The following is a 15,468-nucleotide window of genomic DNA, read 5'->3' as shown; positions in this document are numbered from 1 at the left end:
CACTAAACTACTGATAATTCTAAGCGCTGCCCCAATGTCCAATTTGGTTTATCCAAATCGGTTTTAAAAATCATATTTATACTAAGGTAAATTTACTGCACGCTTATTGCTTTGCCGGTATGGTTTACCATGTCGAAATGAAAAATACGGCCGCGATCATTATAAACAATTAAATGATTTTGCTGCTCTGCCAAGCGATAGCGCACATCGCCCCATGCAAGGGAGGCAATAACAATATTTTTATGCGAAATTGCATAGATAGTTCCATTATAATTGGCGATAAATGCCTTATCAAAGCCAAACATCTTAAATTCTTGATTTTCTGGCTCATAATAGGCATCAAGTGAAACTGAATGTGTTTTATATTCATATTCACAGGCATCAAGATAATAAAGCTGAGCATTGCCTTCATTGTCTTGTTCAATACCATAGCTATAGGCGATATAGTCTTCTGGCAGGAAGATACGGTTTGTGGTGTTTAAACTATCGGGAATAATGTCGCGTGAGCGCAGGGTTCTGCTTGGTAGCGAATAATACCAGCTTTCAAGTTCGATCATTTTTTGCTGCTGGTCAACATGGTAAATAAGCCATTGCTCACTTTTTGCAGTTGTTGGCACCCCTTCAACAAAGCAGTGCCGGTAACGCATGTCATGAACTGGATTTGGTAATTTTCCGCTTTTCCAAAGCGATTTTAAGCCACGGGCTGTATCAAGCACATGAATAAAACCATCCGTTAGCGCAACTGACCACGAAACACCGTCAAAATCGCGCGTCATTGCTTGCAAAGCCAAATTTTTGAGCGGCGTTAAACTATTATCATTTAGGTTAAGCCGTGTGGCACGGTATAAATTATCGCGCTGCATCAATAAAAGCACAATATTACCTGAAGCCGATACCACCAGTTGCGAAGCAGGCACATCATAAAAAGCCAATTCATGGCCTAAATCATCAAGAAGCACCACGCCGCCATCACCAAGGGCGGCAATAAATCGCCCTTCACTGACATAGACTATATCATGTATATCAAGCGGTCTGCCATTCGTTGGCGCTTTAAATTGGCAAATATTATCTGCGCTAAATGCTTCCAAACTATTTTGACCCCAACCAGTTTGGGGTAAATCAGCACCAAAGGCAAATTGTTTACTGGCATGTAAAAGCCGCAAAAACTTTTGTTTTTCAAGATAAAATGCGTTTTGCTGATGCCGTAATAAGGCTGGCCTTGTAATGAAGCGCGTTAAAAAAATAAGTCCTTCACTACTGTCACCATTTAAAAATGCCTTATCAATTTCGCTAATGAGTGCCGCAAAAACTTTGGGATTTTTATCTTCAATAATTTGGGTTATTTTAGTGCGATAATCTTCAACCGTGTCTGATAGTAAAATTGCCCGTTTAACAAGCGCGGCAGCAGCAAGTTCACCATCTGATTTTTCCGCTAGTAAAAGCCATTGCAATGCAAGATCACGCTGGTTTTTAAGCGGCCAGATAATTTGTATGGCACTCATCAAATTGCCGTTTTCAGCTTCAAAAAATGCCCATTCTTTGCGCAATCGAACGCTCGCCGAAGATTTATCTCTTTCAAGGCGCAAAACCGCCGCAGCAAAAGCATGGTCGCGGCGCGCAACAGCAATAGCCCAATCCCATTTTCCGGCAAGGCAATATAGTCGCACAATAATGTCACTCGACATATCCCAAGCAAGCGCAAGTTCGGCGGCTTTATCACTGCGGTCATTTTTTTCAAGATAATCCAGTGCTTCTAAGCGCTCATCCAAGAGTTCAGCTAAAACAAAAGCAGCTTCTTCAATGCGGCCCTGTTTATCAAGGGTTGTGAAAGCACGCCGATAATAGCTGGTAAGCATTTTTCTTGCGTCTTCGTCAATATTGATAGATGGACCACCAACCTGTTTTGCGCCTAATTGCAAATTATCTCGCGGCCGTGGTACACCAAACATTGGGCCACCATCACTTTGGCTTGATGAAAATGGTATAGCATGGCGCAAAGCATTTTCTATATCGCCTTGTTCAAACATGCGCAGCATAGAATTTAAATATCGTGCCTGTCGCATAGCAAACAAGCGGTTCAGGTTACTAACAATTGCCAACCGCGCCACCAATAAACGCCATAAGGGTGGGCGCATAATCTTATCTTCATCACGCTGTTTAAGGCCATTTTTATTATTTTTTGAGTGATTTTTATTCTTATTGCCTTCGGCTTTTGGCGTGGAACTGTTTTGAGTTTGCGGCTTATTGTTTGCTTTTATTGCATCATTAACGCCATCTTGCTCAACGTCCTGATGAGTTGATTGCACGCTAGGGCCTTGCGCCCGCGTCGTTTGGCGGTAACTTTGCTGCGTTGCTAAGCTGTCTTGATATTTTGTATATTGCTCGACACTTGAGGCCGTTATCTTGTTAAAAATATTAGATATTAAAAATTGGCGTAATAAAAATATGAAAAGTGCCACCAACCCAAAAACAACCAACCAATAAAAAATTGAAGGGCTGCTACTATACTCGATAATTGGTTGAGCGACTGGATTATTTTGCGGCGTTGCTGTTGTTTGAGTTGAGTGCGGTATATCGTTTACGAAAAAAATATAAAAAAAGAGGGCCAAGACAATGAGATAAATAGCTATAATCTTGCTCCCCATCCCATCTGCGGTGGTTCTTTCCCTTTCATAAATCCAAGGCCTATTGAATACCTTTCGTGTTTTCTTTGCTACGGCCTTTTTCTTTAAGTCTTTTAATATTTTTTCTTGGCTTTCACTTGGCTGCGGAATATTATCACCCAATATTGTGCGCGTATCACCGCTAGGCTTGGGAGCAATTTCCTCAATCTCTATCACTGGCGGCGCGAGATCAAAACTTTCGTGCCACGTATAGTTAGCAATATTTGCCCAATTGGACGGGTCAATATATGCGCCTTGACTGAATTTTAAAGCCTTGGTTTCATTGCCAGCAATAATCCAACAATCACAGACGGGTAATGTTTTTTGCTCATTTTTATCAAGATCCGCAGTGGTAAGCATTGCACCATAAGCAATCAAAGGTAGCCCCGGTAAATCACTGCAAAGCATTGAGCATGCAACAGGAAAGCGCAATAAATCACCATTTGCATTGAAATAGGATTCGCTGCTGCTTGAAAAGCGCAAAATTTGCGCGCCTTTTTGCCAGTAGTGCCAGATAATGCGCTGGCGCTCACTTTCGCTATACCATTCATGGGGCAACCACAAACCAGCTACATCGCGTCTTCCTTGCGCTAAAGGTTGGCGCACCGGTGAAAAATTTGTTTTATCCATTTTTATCCCCGTTTGCCTGCCCCGTTTGCGCCATAATTTGCCGACTATTGACATCAAAAAAGATGATGTCATGATCGACACTATGCATAACAATAGTTCCCGAATAGATACACATTTCGGCGTTAGCGAGTTTTACTGCATCGCTATACCAGTTTTCAAAACGATCACCGCGCCATGCACCAATGGTTTTTTTATGATCCCAAATAACTGGTACCAAAACATTTAATGCATCATCAAACCATGTGCCAATAACCTTACATCCCATGGGCAAAGGGAATATAGTTTCAACAAGCTGCTCACCACCAATTTTAGTCCGGCTTAACCAAGTTAAGTGACTTTCATCTTTATTTTGGGCAAGCATACCAGATACAAATTTTTTGGATCCCTTATAAGCTGGATTGTCAATATAGCCGATTTTTATAAATGTCTTTGAAGTTTCAAATGATGGCCCAAGATCAAAAAATTGTTTAACCTCGTTATCTTTGACACTGATCATTTCTAAGCGGAAATTTTCTTTTATATTTTTCAATACTAAAAAATGCTTATAGGAATAATATTGCACAGCATAAATGTCGAGAAATGCTAAATTTTCTTTCAAAGGCTTGATTGTCGCATTTGTTATATAAAGGTTCTGTGTCAAACCGCCTGACAACCGTGCAATCCAGCTAAGCCCATCCCCATCAGTCATGACAATGAGCGGTTCAATTTTTCTCGTCGTTCTTGCAGGTGAATCGGAAATATTGGTTTGAATATTTCCTCGCAAAGGCGTATTATCTTTTGCCCATAATTGATAATCTTGATCAACTTTTAATAACAAGCTGATATCACCATCGAATGAATAACCAGCAGCGATAATTTTTGCGCCTACTGGCAAGGACCACTTGCGAATTTTAGGGCGCAGATCATCTATATCAACTTCAATCAAACATCGATCATTGTCGCCGTTGGTACGCAGCAGGACTTTTTTACCATTAGGTGAAATGATTAATGGCCACAAAAGCGAGCTATTATCGAGCAGGCTGTTAGTTTGCTTTTTTCCTTGCGTATCTTTTTTGACAAATTTAGCCGATAATAAACGCTTACATTGCTTTTCATCGGGTAAAGGTAGCGCTATTTCAATTGCTGAGCGGCCATTTTGGTGCAAAATAACCTCAAGCGATGTACCTTTAAAAGTTTCGTCAATGCTTAATCTGTGGCTTGCAAAAAGGCTTTTACCTTGATCATGAAATTTTTGGCTGCTGATAAACCAACACTCATCGCCTTTATCCCCTTCTTCAACAAAATTGCGCCATTTATCAAGTTGTTCAGCTGTTATTAATGTAACCTGCCGGACATCGAGCATCTGCCGCAAATGGTTGACATTGGTAAATTCATGCCATTGCGGTTCATTTTGTACAATGCCCCAATAAAATTCACCTTTTAATAATTGCGCACGGCGCGATAAAAGCATTAACAAGGCTATATGGGCAACACGCGGCAAGCCAAGCTGCATAATGCCAACATCAAAAAGGGCAAGCACTCTTTTTCCGCCATCGTCTTCAAGTGGTGGCGGCGCAAAAAATAAATGTTCATGCTGTGCAGCACGGCGCAAAAATTCATCAGGAAAACTATCCGCAAGCATCCATTCAGATAATAGCAAATTGGCATAATTTCCGCGTCGCAACACTGTTTCAAGACCCGGCGTGGTTAATAACCCACCATTATCACTTGGGCGCGGCGCGGTTAATAAGGGATGCAAATGATGTAACATTTGCCCAATATCGCCCTGCAAATCGCCTAAAAACCACTTAAGCCAGTGCTGCCACTCAGCCAATAAATTATTTAATGTATTTGGGTCAGATGTTTGCTGTTGCGCCATTGTCATTTTGCGTTTTCCTCTAACTCTTGGCGCAATAATGTCAGCACTGAAGATTGAATAGGAAATTGCCGTCTTAAATCGATGAGTTGTCGCGGTTCTGGCCATAGCAAAAACGGCGCTGGAAAACGCTTTTTAAAGGCTGCAAGCAAAAGGTCTAGTGGCGCATTAGGCATGCTATGCAAAGGTAACCATAATTCTGGCGCTTCAAGATCATGGCCAATATAATGGCCATTTTCGCACCATGGTAAATATTGCAATGGCCCTAACACCACAATGCCATAGCGAAAACCGACAATTTGTAAGGCCGCTTGCTGCACGCTGTCATCAATGGCTTTCAGACGCTCAAGCAAATCAAAACTTGCTGGGCCAAAAACAATCATGCCTTTGGCCGTAAGCCCATTTGGCCGCGCTTGCCATTGCCAATCAAACTTCGCCATGGCGTTTTTCCTGTAAACGCTCTAGCAAGCGGACACGCAAGCCAGCCAATTCTTGCGGCACAGCATCACTTGCAAAATTGACATCAATTTCACGCAAGATATTTTCAATTGCGCTAAGATCACTCTCTTCCGCCTTGAGGCATAGATCCGCCATTTCAGCCAGACGCGCAACGCGGCTTGCGGGTTGCTCTGCCACTGCTTCGACCACGCCATGCAATGAAAAATTAGCTGCATCGCCTAAAATAGGGCGTAAAATATCTTGGGCAAATTTTTGTTCGGCCTCAGTTGGCACAACATAAAGCAAAGGCCATAAATCTTCTTTGCTGGCTTCAAAACGACCATTTAATAAAGCTGCTGCGGCAATTAGATTTTGGCAACGCACAATACGCCGATCTGATAGATTTAATCCGCCATGGCGTAGTTTACGTATTGCATCAGCCAAAATTGGTCGCATATTTGCCATATCAACATTTGGCAATTGCGCGTTTAATGTTGCAATGAGGTCCCCAGTTTTTTCAAAAGCTGTTATTTGGCTTTGCGCTTGCCAACCACCTTTTAACATATCTTCCAATTGGTGATCAGCAATGCGGTCAACAAAAAGATGCATTAAAAAGCGATCAGCAAAGGCGCCAAGGGCAGGATCGTGGGGCAGGGAGTTGGACGCACCAACACATATTTTTAAAGGGCAGATAAGTTCGGTATGACCGCGGCGAAAACGCCGTTCATTTAAAATACCCAGCAAGGTATTTAAAATTGCGGTAGAGCCAAGAAAAACCTCATCAAGAAAGGCAATATCAGCTTCAGGCAACATGCCAGAAATATCTGTTTCAACCTTGCCTTCTTTTAATTTTCGTAGGTCAACCGGCCCAAATAGCTCCGATGGTTCAGTAAAACGGCCAAGCAAATATTCAAAATAACGTCCTCCAAAACAATTAGCGACGCGGCGCACCACCGCACTTTTGCCAGTGCCGGGCGGACCAATCACCAATAAATGCTCACCAGCAATGGCGCCTAAAATCATTAATTCGGCTAATTGCTCGCGGCCAATCATGCCTTCGGTCGCCAATTTTATGCGTTGCCGAATTAATAAAGTTATTTGTTTAAGATCAACCATCATTGCCCCGTATACTTATAATTCCTGCGCTTATATTCTAATGCCGAAAGGATTTAAATATTAAAAGCCCAATTGCCATGTAAATTGCCTTGTAAATTGCCTTGCTTTTTTAAATGACGCAATAGAATAAATTACACCATTAATGGGTATTTTATTGAAAAATAGCGCTTTTTTAAATAATGTTATGCCAAATCTATGGTAAGCTTAGGTTTTTCATGTTAAAGTTTTTGTTCAAAATAGTCCTATTGCAATAAAGGAATAAGTGTCATGCGCAATCCACTCATAAAATTATTTGTTATATTTTGTGAAAAGGTGGTTTTCCATGGCTTATTCTCCCATACTCGACTTAACATCACTTAGCTATCAATTACCTAATGGTGATTGGCTGTTTTCCAATGTCAATGCGGCATTGCCTGTTGGTTTACATGGTTTGATTGGAAAAAATGGGGCTGGTAAATCCAGCCTTCTTGACATAATTGCCGGCAAAAAACAGCCAACAAGTGGTGCGCTTCAAACACCAAATCCGATTGGTTATCTTAACCAAAACATTAGACATAACACCAATACCACCCTTGCTGATCTCTTTGGCCTTGGTGACGATTTGCGTTTGCTTGAAAAAATTGAAAAAGGCGAGCTTCTATCTTTTGATAGCGATAAGATTAACTGGACTGCATTAGAAGATTTTCACGATCTTTTGCAACAAAGCGCGATTAACAGCCGTAATTTTGATACATTGGTTAGTGATTTAAGTGGCGGTGAGGCCATACGCGCTAGACTCATTGGACTTTTTTGTGCCGGCTATTCGCTTATTTTGCTAGATGAACCAAGTAATAATCTTGATAATGAAGCGCGAGATTTCTTAATTAAACAATTAACCCAAAATCCTTTGATTGTACAAAAAAGCATTATTGTCATTGCCAGTCATGATCGGCAATTACTTGAACATATGAACACAATCAATGAATTATCATCAACGGGTCTTTACCAAGTCAGCGGAAATTATAGTGTTTATTATCAAGATAGAGTGCAAAGACTTACCAAAATTAAAAACGATGTTCATCAGGCAGAGGTTGATTTTAAAAATGTTAAAAATAAAGGCATAAAGCTTATTGAGCGGCAAAATAGGCGCGACCAAAACGGAAAACGCAAGAGCAAAACTGCTAATATTCCCAAAATGTCATTGGATAAGGCAAAGAATAATGCTGAAAAATCACGCGGCAAAACCATTGAGCAGAACCAAGCTTTATTGAGTAAAGCGCAAGATATAATGACGGTTGCAAAATCTGCCTTGATCAAAAAAATGCCGATTGCTTTTAAGCTATTACCGACCAAGCTAGCACCACAAAAGCTGGTTTTATCAGCAAATGAATTAACAGGTGGCTATAATGATATTATTCAAAAATTCAATCTTGAGCTTTACGGACCAAAACGCCTTGCGCTTCATGGTAAAAATGGTAGCGGTAAAACGACTTTATTAAAATTATTGAGTGGTACCTTGCCGATAAAAAGCGGCAATGCAAATATTTTTGTCCGCTTTACCATGCTTGACCAATTTGTATCTTTGTTGGATGGCAATGCTACGTTGCTTGATAATTTTGCACGGCTTCACCCAATGGCCAATGATCGCCAATGTTTTGAGGCTTTGGCGCGGATTGGTTTTCGCAACACTATGGCAAAAAGAATAATTGGTGATTTAAGTGGCGGTGAAAAATTGCGGGCTGGTCTTTGCTGCACCATTGGCAGTGAAACACCGCCGCAATTGCTAATCCTTGATGAGCCAACCAATCATTTGGATATTGAAACCATCGAAGCTTTAGAAAACGGGCTCAATGCCTATGACGGTGCGTTGATGGTTGTTAGCCATGACCAAAATTTTTTAAACAATATACATATTGATGAAGACATATGGCTGTAAGCTAAACTCTGTCCTGTTGTGAAAACAGGACAGAGTTCAAGATGGGTTTAATATTGACTAAATAACATTTAAATTGGCCATCATGCCAAGGGTTTCATGCTCCAAAATATGACAATGGAACATGCGAATACCTTTTTCTGTTTGCTTAATTCTAAAGGTTACACGCTCATAAGGTTTGACGTTAAAAGTGTCTTTCCAGATTTTACGGGTTTCCTCAGTTACCTTGTCTTTAAAAACACGCTTAGTAATGAGTACCTGTCCGCCATGAATATGAAAAGGATGATCCATATGGGAATTATTATAAACTTCCCATTCTTCAATAGCATTAAGCTTGCTGGTCATATCGATTCTATTCATGTCATGGGTCTTACCATTGACTAAAAACATAGTCTTTAGCACTGCCATTTGTTTATCGCTGTTGCTATTCATAAAATCAGTGGGCATTTCTGCTTCTGAAAACTCAACATATTTTTTTGCAGCAACCGGCCCTAAATCATCAATCGTTCTCAACGTTTCAGGTAGTTTAAACGGTGTTGCATCAACCGAAATATTGGCTAAAAGAACGTCATTCTTAGGATCATTAACCATCATTTTACTTCGGTCATAATAATTGCTAACCAATTGCGTCAATTGACTTTCATCGGCTTGTAGAATAACTTCTACTCGCTCTGCAGGGCCAATAAATAATTTTGAAGCGGCGGGCTTTGGTTCTTCTAATAGACCGCCATCGCTGCCAACTGTGATCCATTTACAGCCTGGAATGGCAAGCAATAAATAACGGGCAGAACAAGCATTCCAGATACGAATACGCTCGCCAGTTTTGATGTTGATACTTGGCTGCAATTGGCCATTAATCAACACAAACTGCCCTTCGCGGCCATTCATCCAATCCAAAATATTATTTTCAGGAATATTGCCGTTTTTATCAAGGCGCAAGTCTGAAATAAGCCAATGCTGCTCGGATAAATCATTTAAAGGATCATTTTTGGCTTTGACAATAAAGCTCCCGGCAAGGCCTTTTGCCACTTGTTCAGAAACATAGCCATGGGGGTGGGGGTGATACCAATAGGTACCGGCGCAATTTTGTGGCAAAGTAAAGCGATAGATACGACTTTCGCCCGGTTTAACCGCATCTTGTGGATTGCCGTCTTCTTGCGGTGGTACTGGTAAACCATGCCAATGCACTGTGGTTGGTTGTGATAGTGAATTTTTAAAATGAATTTCAACAGTATCGCCTTCATAGACCACAATTTGCGGCCCAGGCAATTGGCCGTTATAGGCCCAAACTTCAGTTTCCTTATCGTCAGCCAAGTTAACTTTGATCGGCTTTGCTTCCAAATTCGCTATAAATACGCCCTGCTTACTAGAGGTATTTTTTAAAAGCTTTAAGGGCTGCAAAGGCTGTTTGCTTGCCATTTTATCAAGTGGCATTAAATCTGCTAAATCATGCGACATGGTCGGCATGGAACCATGGCCACTATGACCCATTTTATTGGGGGCCATTGCTCCATGACCCGAATGGTAACCATGCCCTTGATGTCCACCTTGGGCTAAAGCCTTATGGGCAACCGTTACCATGAGGGCGCCAGAGCCCAGCAATTGCAGAATTTTTCTACGATTCATAATTTACACCTAATTTAAGAAAGTTAATTTTCAAAAAGCCTTAGAGCCATTTTTGCCAAGGTTTAAACTTTAAAAAATACAATCAAGACACTTTAGGTGGTGGTAATAGCGGCAGATAATTGCTTTGCGCCAAAAAAACATCATGGCTTATAACCAAAGTAATTTTGGTTGGCATTATGCTGTAAGAATAAAATTCGTCGATGGGGAGAAAGCAAAAGGCGCAGCCGGCCATTAAGCGACAACAATCTTGCAAGTGATGCGGTAGTTGTGAGGACTGGTTAGCTCCGTCCATCGCGTCTTGGCAATGAGTATCGATAAGCGCTATTGCAGCATTATCGCTACTTATATCATTGGTTATCTCATTGCTCATTTTATACTGCATGAATGGCGGCGCCATTATATTAAGCGAAAAAACAAGGGCAAACAACACAGCCAAAACCATTAGTCTTGGATATTTATGCGGTCTTTTTTTTAAATTGCTTAAAATTTGCGTCACGACAGAGCAACTTAACATAGATTAAAGGGAAAACTACCAAAAGATGTCATTGACCGAATGTCTGGTCAACCGGCAGTCGGTGAAAAGCCATGCAATATTTTTGAACTTCCATTGATCTTAGCCTTAATCAATTAAAAAGCCAATAAAGCATCGTTCACTTTATTCTGTTTTGCTATTTTTATGCTGCTAAACCATATGGAAAAACATTAAAATAATACCAAGCCATTGATAAATTGGTTGTAAAGCGCATAAATGCGCGTATATAGCTTAAAACAAGATTGCAATCATAATCGCTTTAATAAAATCTGCAAGATTGGATAAAAGTGATCAAATAGTTCAAATATATAGCTATGCTAAGGCTGCATAAGCTATTTATTTTATAAAATTTATTCAAGGTCAGGTAATAAGCAATGGTATCACTGCCACTGGATCGCATGCATCAATTGGAAAAACGCTTTGAAATGATTGAAGCGCAGATGTCACAAAATCCCGATTCTGAAACCTATGTACGCCTTGCTTCTGAATATTCGGATTTGCAGCCGATCGTCACTCAGATTCGTGGTTTAAATAGCGCCCTTAGCGAATTGCAAGATTTGCAAGCCATGCTTGATGACCGCGATACAGACGCAGAAATGCGTGATCTTGCTGAGGCAGAGTTACCCGAACTTAGAGAAAAAATTGAAAATTTGGAAAAATCCGTCCAAATTTTGCTTTTACCAAAAGATGCTGCCGATGAGCGTAGCGCTATTTTGGAAATTCGTGCGGGTACTGGTGGCTTAGAAGCTGCCCTTTTTGCCGGTGATCTTTTCCGCATGTATGAGCGCTATGCCAGCGAACATAATTGGAAAGTCGAATTGGTTTCAACCAGTGAAGGCGATGCCGGTGGGTTTAAGGAAATTATCGCGACCATCACTGGTAAGGGCGTGTTTTCAAAGTTAAAATTTGAATCAGGCGTCCACCGCGTGCAGCGTGTACCTGAGACAGAAGCGGGTGGCCGTATCCATACTTCAGCAGCAACCGTTGCGGTTTTGCCAGAAGCAGAAGATATTGATATTGAAATTCGCAATGAAGATATTCGTATTGATACCATGCGCGCATCGGGCGCTGGTGGCCAGCACGTCAACACTACCGACTCGGCAGTGCGCATCACCCATCTTCCAACCGGTATTATGGTAGTGCAGGCGGAAAAATCCCAACATCAAAACCGCGCCCGCGCCATGCAAATCTTGCGCGCTCGTCTTTATGATATGGAACGGCAAAAGGCCGATAGCGAGCGTTCAGCATCGCGTAAAAGCCAAGTTGGTTCGGGCGATCGCTCTGAGCGTATCCGCACTTATAATTATCCGCAAGGCCGCGTGACAGATCACCGGATTAATCTCACGCTTTATAAGCTTGACCGCATTATAGTTGGCGATCTTGATGAAATTATTGATGCGCTTATTTCGGATCATCAAAGTGCATTATTGGCAGAGATGAGTGACGCGTGACCAGTAAGACCTTGCAAGAATGCTATTTGAGTGCAAAACAAGCCTTTAAAGACGCCGATATTACCACTGCCGAACTTGATGCTGATTTGCTGGTAAGTTGGCTTACTGCGACGAGCCGTTTGGACCGTGTGAGCAATCCTGAATTGGTGATTACCCATCAATTGGTAATGGAATTGGACAGCATTATCAAACGCCGACTTAATGGCGAACCTGTGCATCGCATCATGGGAAAGCGTAATTTTTATGGCCGTGATTTTTGGCTGAATGGCGACACATTAGAGCCGCGTCCCGATACGGAAACTTTAATTGATGTGCTGTTGCCCTATGTGCGCTTATCTGCACAACAAAAGGACAAAGTCACAATTATTGATATGGGAACCGGTAGCGGCGCTATTGCGATTACCCTTGCTTGTGAAGAGCCAAAAGTTCACGCTATTGGCGTTGATATTTCACAAAATGCGCTTGATATGGCAAAAAGCAATGCTGCTCGGCATGGGGTCGAGCGGCGCTTTACACCGCTCTATAGCAATTGGTTTGAAAATATTGTTGGAAAATTTGACATTATTGCATCAAACCCCCCTTATATTCCCCATAAGGAAATAGAAGAGCTTGATATTGGTGTACGTCAATTTGATCCAATGCTCGCACTTGATGGCGGCGATGATGGTCTTGATTTTTATCGTCAACTTGCTGAACAAAGCCGCAATCATTTAAATGATGACGGCTATATTGCTCTTGAAATTGGTATGGGCCAAGAAAAAGATATAAATGATCTTTTTGACAAAAATGGCTTTGTCCTTGTTGAGGCAATTGCCGATTTATCCGCTATTATCCGTGTGCTGATTTTTAAAAATAAAATCGATAATTGATTTTTTGCTTATAAGCAAAATAAAAGCCCAATTTGCGTTAAACAAATTGGGCTTTTTTTATAAGATTTTATATTGCTCAAATAAAAGCGTTCAAGTTTTAAGGTTAAACGTTTTTTTAAAATCATTCCAATAGGCTTAGAGCGCATTTCGATCTGATTGGATCAGATCAGCGCTCTAAGCCATCGTTTACACCGCGTTTTTTATCCGAAAACCGCTTCACACTTTTCGGAAAACGCTCTAGCTTGCCTGATCATTGATAAGGCGCTTTAACAATTCCAATTCCTGCGCCAGCTTTTGATCGCCGCCAACTAAATCTTCGATCTTTCGCACCGCATGAAGAACAGTTGTATGATCACGACCACCAAAACGACGGCCAATTTCTGGCAATGAGCGCGGTGTCATCATCTTGGCAAGATACATTGCAACTTGGCGCGGCTTGACAATGGTTCTAGTGCGGCGATTGGATAATAGATCCTGCTTGGATACATTATAATGGCGAGCAACCACACGTTGAATTTCTTCAATGCGAATGCGCTTTGGTTCACCGCTACGGGTCAAATGGCCTAATAATTCGTCAATACGGTTGATGGATAATTCTGGCTCAAAAGATTGGCGGAATAAAAGCTGGTTAAAGGCACCTTCAAGGTCACGGCCAGAGCCTGAAACGCTTTGGGCAATGTAGGATAAAATATCTTCACCGATTTGAATATTTGGCTCTTCTTGGCGAGCGGTGCGTAAACGGCGACGCAACATTTCAAGGCGCATATCATAATCTGGCGAGCCAATTTCAAGCGATACACCACCTTGCAAGCGTGAACGTACACGCACATCAAGCGATTCCAACTCAGCTGGTGCACGGTCAGCTGCAACCACCACTTGTTTGGCACTATCAAGCAAAGTATTTAACAAATGGCAAAATTCGTGCTGGATAGACTTACCTTGCAAGAATTGCATATCATCAATGATAAGAAGATCAATATCGCGTAGCTGTTCTTTAAAGGACAAGGCATCATTATCGCGAATAGCGGTTGCAAAACGCCACATGAAATATTCAGCAGTTAAATAAACAACCCGTTGCGGTGTTGGGTGTTTTAAGGCAGCCGTTGCAATTGCCTGCAAGAGATGGGTTTTGCCTTGACCAACGCCAGCATGAATGAAAAGTGGATTAAAACGCAATGCGCCTTGGCTTCCCTCAGCTATAGAGCGGGCAGCGGCAAGAGCTACGCGATTGGCAGCACCTTCGACAAAATTTTCAAAGGAATAACGAGGATCAAGCGGAGAGCCAAAAATACTGGCATTGGAATAGCTAGAGCTTGTCTTTTCAGTGCGCGCGGGATTAGCAATTGGTGCTGCTTGCTCAGTTAATTGAGGCTCATTTGTGATATTGGCACTTACCGTTGGTTTTGGTGCGCGATTCATGCCGCGTACAATGACTTCAACGCGCATAATAGCAGAGTTTTCTTCGCGCCATAATTCTGTAAGGATAACAGCATAGTGGTTGTTAATCCATGAACGTAAAAACGCAGTCGGCACAGAAAGGCGAACCTGATTGCGCATATATTCTGCTAATTTTAAACGGCCAAACCAGCTAGAATAGGCTTCAGCACCAACTCGTGCCTTTAATTTTGCTGCAACACGTTCAAAGGCTTTTGCACCATCTTCATCAGAAATTATCATATTATTGGTCATTCCCTCAGCCATGCTATTCTCCAATGATGGGTCTATAGAAGAATTCCCAAAATTTTCTTCCATATTGTTCAAGTCAACATTTACCATCATCTTTAGCCTTTTACTCTTAACACATTAACCAATAGATTTTAAACTGAAATCGCAAAATTTCATATTTTCTATGCGGAATTGCCGCAAATTCACTTTTCCACCAACTGCAATATTTCTATGCAGTTATGCCAATCATTCCAAAGCCTATTAAAACCTTTCAAATAAAATAGAGCAGTAGCTCACTTTTCAAGTGGTTTATATAGGCACAAAAATCCTCATCAAGCCCAAACACAAATAGAGTTGGACTATGCCTTTTTGGATCAAATTTTAGATATCACTGTGATAAGTGCCTTATTCATAATTATTAACGCAGCTCTTATCTTGCCGGTGTGTAGACCACATTACAAAAATCGCTGCGAGCATTGCAAGTGCTGAATCCGATTCTTTTATGTCCAATGTTTTTTTCAATTTTGCAGCAATTAGATTAGATTTTTTGCCATGAACTTTGATTCAACACAGCTTTTTCAATTGGGATTGGGGTGGGCTTGCAAAACTACAACTTTAAAAAAAAATTATAATATGGTCTTGACTCTAAATAGCGTTATGTACACCTATCCACATCCTGTGGATAAGCATATTAAATCATTGATTTAATTT

Annotated in this window: 10 protein-coding genes; 3 read left to right on the top strand and 7 right to left on the bottom strand. The window is 41.3% G+C overall.

Going from position 1 to position 15,468, the window contains the following annotated elements:
- Positions 1 to 92: 92 nt before the first annotated feature.
- From N5852_RS00050 to N5852_RS00035, 4 genes are read right to left on the bottom strand one after another with little or no spacing between them, the layout of a single operon-like run.
- Positions 93 to 3,293: a bpX6 domain-containing protein gene (locus N5852_RS00050; protein WP_262098296.1), complete on the bottom strand. Its 3,201-nt coding sequence runs from the start codon at positions 3,291 to 3,293 to the stop codon at positions 93 to 95.
- Positions 3,286 to 5,157 (bottom strand): hypothetical protein, encoded by a 1,872-nt coding sequence (locus N5852_RS00045; protein WP_262098295.1) that lies wholly within the window; start codon positions 5,155 to 5,157, stop codon positions 3,286 to 3,288. Before N5852_RS00045 ends, N5852_RS00050 begins: the two co-directional genes overlap by 8 nt.
- Complete coding sequence (locus tag N5852_RS00040) at positions 5,154 to 5,588, bottom strand: bpX5 domain-containing protein (RefSeq protein WP_262098294.1); 435 nt, start codon at positions 5,586 to 5,588, stop codon at positions 5,154 to 5,156. The genes N5852_RS00045 and N5852_RS00040 overlap by 4 nt, the downstream gene beginning before the upstream one ends.
- The gene (locus N5852_RS00035; RefSeq protein ID WP_262098293.1) at positions 5,575 to 6,705 is read right to left on the bottom strand and encodes an AAA family ATPase; all 1,131 of its coding nucleotides are present in this window, start codon (positions 6,703 to 6,705) and stop codon (positions 5,575 to 5,577) included. The genes N5852_RS00040 and N5852_RS00035 overlap by 14 nt, the downstream gene beginning before the upstream one ends.
- A 319-nt stretch (positions 6,706 to 7,024) precedes the next feature.
- Between N5852_RS00035 and N5852_RS00030 the strand changes: the two genes are divergently transcribed.
- The gene (locus N5852_RS00030; protein WP_262098292.1) at positions 7,025 to 8,617 is read left to right on the top strand and encodes an ATP-binding cassette domain-containing protein; all 1,593 of its coding nucleotides are present in this window, start codon (positions 7,025 to 7,027) and stop codon (positions 8,615 to 8,617) included.
- 57 nt (positions 8,618 to 8,674) lie between these two features.
- Here the strand turns inward: N5852_RS00030 and N5852_RS00025 are convergent, their stop codons facing one another.
- A complete protein-coding gene (locus tag N5852_RS00025) occupies positions 8,675 to 10,240 on the bottom strand; it encodes a multicopper oxidase family protein (RefSeq protein WP_262098291.1) in 1,566 nt (521 codons plus the stop codon).
- Between the two features lie 82 nt (positions 10,241 to 10,322).
- Positions 10,323 to 10,610: a hypothetical protein gene (locus N5852_RS00020; protein ID WP_262098290.1), complete on the bottom strand. Its 288-nt coding sequence runs from the start codon at positions 10,608 to 10,610 to the stop codon at positions 10,323 to 10,325.
- 536 nt (positions 10,611 to 11,146) lie between these two features.
- Between N5852_RS00020 and prfA the strand changes: the two genes are divergently transcribed.
- Together prfA and prmC are read left to right on the top strand one after the other, a co-directional pair.
- Positions 11,147 to 12,223, top strand: a complete 1,077-nt coding sequence (gene prfA, locus N5852_RS00015) for a peptide chain release factor 1 (RefSeq protein WP_182418322.1) — start codon at positions 11,147 to 11,149, stop codon at positions 12,221 to 12,223.
- Positions 12,220 to 13,092 carry a peptide chain release factor N(5)-glutamine methyltransferase gene (prmC, locus tag N5852_RS00010; RefSeq protein WP_262098289.1) on the top strand — a complete coding sequence of 291 codons (873 nt, stop codon included), beginning with the start codon at positions 12,220 to 12,222 and terminating at the stop codon, positions 13,090 to 13,092. The genes prfA and prmC overlap by 4 nt, the downstream gene beginning before the upstream one ends.
- Before the next feature lie 237 nt (positions 13,093 to 13,329).
- Here the strand turns inward: prmC and dnaA are convergent, their stop codons facing one another.
- On the bottom strand, positions 13,330 to 14,769 hold the full coding sequence (dnaA, locus tag N5852_RS00005) for a chromosomal replication initiator protein DnaA (RefSeq protein WP_410004268.1): 1,440 nt from the start codon (positions 14,767 to 14,769) through the stop codon (positions 13,330 to 13,332).
- Between the last annotated feature and the right edge of the window lie 699 nt (positions 14,770 to 15,468).

The sequence above is a fragment of the Bartonella sp. HY328 genome, assembly GCF_025449335.1.
In the GTDB taxonomy this organism is placed as follows: domain Bacteria; phylum Pseudomonadota; class Alphaproteobacteria; order Rhizobiales; family Rhizobiaceae; genus HY038.
This window is presented reverse-complemented; position numbering and strand designations above follow the sequence as displayed.

Bases quoted from the DNA above. Each gene is read 5' to 3' on its own strand.
- N5852_RS00050 (WP_262098296.1), bottom strand. From the start codon at position 3,293: ATGGATAAAACAAATTTTTCACCGGTGCGCCAACCTTTAGCGCAAGGA.
- N5852_RS00045 (WP_262098295.1), bottom strand. From the start codon at position 5,157: ATGACAATGGCGCAACAGCAAACATCTGACCCAAATACATTAAATAAT.
- N5852_RS00040 (WP_262098294.1), bottom strand. From the start codon at position 5,588: ATGGCGAAGTTTGATTGGCAATGGCAAGCGCGGCCAAATGGGCTTACG.
- N5852_RS00035 (WP_262098293.1), bottom strand. From the start codon at position 6,705: ATGATGGTTGATCTTAAACAAATAACTTTATTAATTCGGCAACGCATA.
- N5852_RS00030 (WP_262098292.1), top strand. From the start codon at position 7,025: ATGGCTTATTCTCCCATACTCGACTTAACATCACTTAGCTATCAATTA.
- N5852_RS00025 (WP_262098291.1), bottom strand. From the start codon at position 10,240: ATGAATCGTAGAAAAATTCTGCAATTGCTGGGCTCTGGCGCCCTCATG.
- N5852_RS00020 (WP_262098290.1), bottom strand. From the start codon at position 10,610: ATGAGCAATGAGATAACCAATGATATAAGTAGCGATAATGCTGCAATA.
- prfA (WP_182418322.1), top strand. From the start codon at position 11,147: ATGGTATCACTGCCACTGGATCGCATGCATCAATTGGAAAAACGCTTT.
- dnaA (WP_410004268.1), bottom strand. From the start codon at position 14,769: ATGATAATTTCTGATGAAGATGGTGCAAAAGCCTTTGAACGTGTTGCA.